The 2,483-nt window shown below is 68.5% G+C and carries 3 protein-coding genes; all 3 read right to left on the bottom strand.

Going from position 1 to position 2,483, the window contains the following annotated elements; genetic code table 11:
• Nucleotides 1-372 precede the first annotated feature (372 nt).
• From ruvA to H609_RS0110890, 3 genes are read right to left on the bottom strand one after another with little or no spacing between them, the layout of a single operon-like run.
• Nucleotides 373-981 (bottom strand): Holliday junction branch migration protein RuvA, encoded by a 609-nt coding sequence (gene ruvA, locus H609_RS0110900; protein WP_018867436.1) that lies wholly within the window; start codon nt 979-981, stop codon nt 373-375.
• Entirely contained in the window at nt 978-1,493 is a 516-nt protein-coding gene (ruvC, locus tag H609_RS0110895; RefSeq protein WP_026279293.1) for a crossover junction endodeoxyribonuclease RuvC, read from the bottom strand. The genes ruvA and ruvC overlap by 4 nt, the downstream gene beginning before the upstream one ends.
• Nucleotides 1,494-1,514: 21 nt before the next feature.
• The gene (locus H609_RS0110890; RefSeq protein ID WP_018867438.1) at nt 1,515-2,255 is read right to left on the bottom strand and encodes a YebC/PmpR family DNA-binding transcriptional regulator; all 741 of its coding nucleotides are present in this window, start codon (nt 2,253-2,255) and stop codon (nt 1,515-1,517) included.
• Between the last annotated feature and the right edge of the window lie 228 nt (nt 2,256-2,483).

Genomic DNA, 2,483 nt, shown 5'->3' with positions numbered 1-2,483 from the left:
GGGCCGGGAGAAGGCGCTGGATGTCTGAGCGAAGCCGAAGGCGTAGCGAGTTCAGCGCCGCCGGCCCGAGGGCCCTGGAGCAAGGTTCCCGGGCGGAATCCGGGTGCCCTTCTTTGGGCACTTTCTTGGGCAAGCAAGAAAGTGCCTCGGGGCGCGCTGGCGAGTCAGCGCCAGGCAGTATGCGGACCGAAAGCACGTAAACACCGGATGTCGAACCAGAACCAGCCACCACGAGGCAGGGGCCGGACCGGAGGCACCGTAAACACCAAACGACGAACCAGGGCCAGCCACCAATACAGCGCAAGCGGCGGACCGAAAGCACATAACCGCGGGCGACGACGCTGGCCAAGCCAGGATCGCTGCGGGTGTGCGCTAGCGCTTGACGGTAGAGCGCAGCGCGAGACGCACCAGCGTCTCCACCGAGTCGGCCTGGTCACGGACCGCCGCGACCATCTTCTCGGCGCTGGCCCGCGGATAGCCGAGAGACTCCAGCGCGGCCAGGGCCTCGCCCTCCATCGCGGCCGCCGGCGTGGGCTCGCTGCCCGCCGCCGCCCCGGCGGGCGCGGCGGCAAAGCCCATCTCGGCCAGGCGCTCGCCCAGCTCGAGCACCACCCGTTCGGCGGTGCGCTTGCCAATGCCCGGCACCTTGGCCAGGCCCGTCACGTCGCCACCACTGATCAGGCCCGCCAGCTCGTCGCCGGCGTAGGTCGAGAGCATGGCCAGCGCCAGTTTGGCACCGATACCGTTGACGCGGATCAGACGGCGGAAGAGGTCGCGGTCGCGCTTGTTCAGGAATCCGAAGAGCTGGTGGGCATCCTCGCGCACCACCAGGTGGGTCGCCAGCACGACCGTCTCGCCGGGTTCCGGCAGGGCCGCCAGCGTGGACAGCGGGACATCCACCTCGTAACCAACCCCGCCGGCGTCGATCACCACGCCGTTCACCTCGCGACTGATCAGCCGCCCCTCCAGCCGAGCGATCATGGGCGCCCCCCGATCATCGCGGCGGCCGAGCCCTGCAGGCGCGCCTCGTTCTGCCGGGTGTGGGCGTGGCAGAGCGCGACGGCCAGGGCATCGGCGGCGTCGCTGCTGGCCGGTTCGGCCAGGCGTAACAGTTGCTGCATCATGTGCTGGACCTGCTCCTTGTCCGCGCCACCGACACCGACCACGGCCAGCTTGATCGCGCGCGGGGCGTATTCGTGTACCGGCAGACCGGCCTGGGTGGCGGCGCAGATGGCCGCGCCACGGGCGTGCCCCAGCTTGATCGCGGACTGGGCATTGCGGGCGACGAACACCGACTCGATGGCCAGTACGTCGGGCTTCAGCTCGTCGATCACCTCGACTACGCCGGCGAAGATCTCGCCCAGGCGCTCGGGGAAGGCCTTCGCCTTCGGCCGGATCACACCGTGGCCGCAGGAACGGCCACGACTGCGATCAAACTCGATGACCGCAAAGCCGGTCACGCGGGAGCCGGGGTCGATCCCGAGGATGCGCACGCCGCTCACGCCGCGGCCGGATCAGTCACCGCTGACTTCTTCGGGGAAGTCGGCGTTGGTATAGACGTTCTGCACGTCGTCCAGATCATCCAGCATGTCCAGCAACTTCAGGACCGACTCGGCGGTCTCCGCATCCAGCGGCGCAAGGGTCTCCGGCCGCCAGGTCACCTCGGCGTTTTCCGGCTCCAGACCGCGCTCGGTCAGCGCGGCGCGCACGTCCTGATAGGTCTCCGGCTCGGTGATCACCTCGATGGCGCCGTCGTCCTCGACCTGGACGTCCTCGGCCCCACCCTCCAGCGCGGCCTCCATCACCACTTCGTCATCCAGGCCCGGGGCGAAACGGATCACGCCCTTGTTCTGGAACAGGTAGGCGACCGAGCCGTCGGTGCCGAGGTTGCCGCCCATCTTGGAGAAGGCGTGCCGGACCTCGGCGACCGTGCGGTTGCGGTTGTCAGTCATGCAGTCGACCAGGATGGCCGCACCGCCAGGCCCATAGCCCTCGTAGCGGATCTCCTCGACGTTGTCGCCATCGGTCTCGCCGGCGCCACGCTTGGCGGCCCGCTCGATGGTGTCGCGGGTCATGTTGGCACCCAGCGCCTTGTCGATCGCCAGGCGCAGGCGCGGGTTGGTCTCCGGGTCCGAGCCGCCCTGGCGGGCGGCCACGGTGATCTCGCGGATCAGCTTGGTGAAGAGTTTGCCGCGCTTGGCGTCCTGGGCGTTCTTGCGATGCTGGATATTCGCCCACTTGCTGTGGCCTGCCATTCGGTCACGACTCCTTGAGTTGGGTTCGGTTATGCCGACCCGGCATGCCGCCGGGCACCGGAATGCGCACAGTCTAATCGCTGGGGCCGCGCTAATCACGAATGCGGGCGGCATGCCCCTGCCGTGGTCCCTTCGTCATTGCGTACATGGACGCCCCCGGTTTGCCAAGCGTTTGAGTGATGGTTTCGGGGCGACGATTGCTCCCGTACATTCGGACTGCGTGTGCGG

This window comes from Thioalkalivibrio sp. ALE17 (assembly GCF_000425605.1).
Lineage (GTDB): Bacteria > Pseudomonadota > Gammaproteobacteria > Ectothiorhodospirales > Ectothiorhodospiraceae > Thioalkalivibrio.
The sequence above is the reverse complement of the archived record's forward strand: the minus strand, read 5'-3'. Positions and strand labels throughout refer to the sequence as shown.

What these genes read in the sequence shown, in the direction of transcription:
- ruvA (WP_018867436.1), bottom strand. Translation starts at nt 981, where the DNA reads ATGATCGCTCGGCTGGAGGGGCGGCTGATCAGTCGCGAGGTGAACGGC.
- H609_RS0110890 (WP_018867438.1), bottom strand. Translation starts at nt 2,255, where the DNA reads ATGGCAGGCCACAGCAAGTGGGCGAATATCCAGCATCGCAAGAACGCC.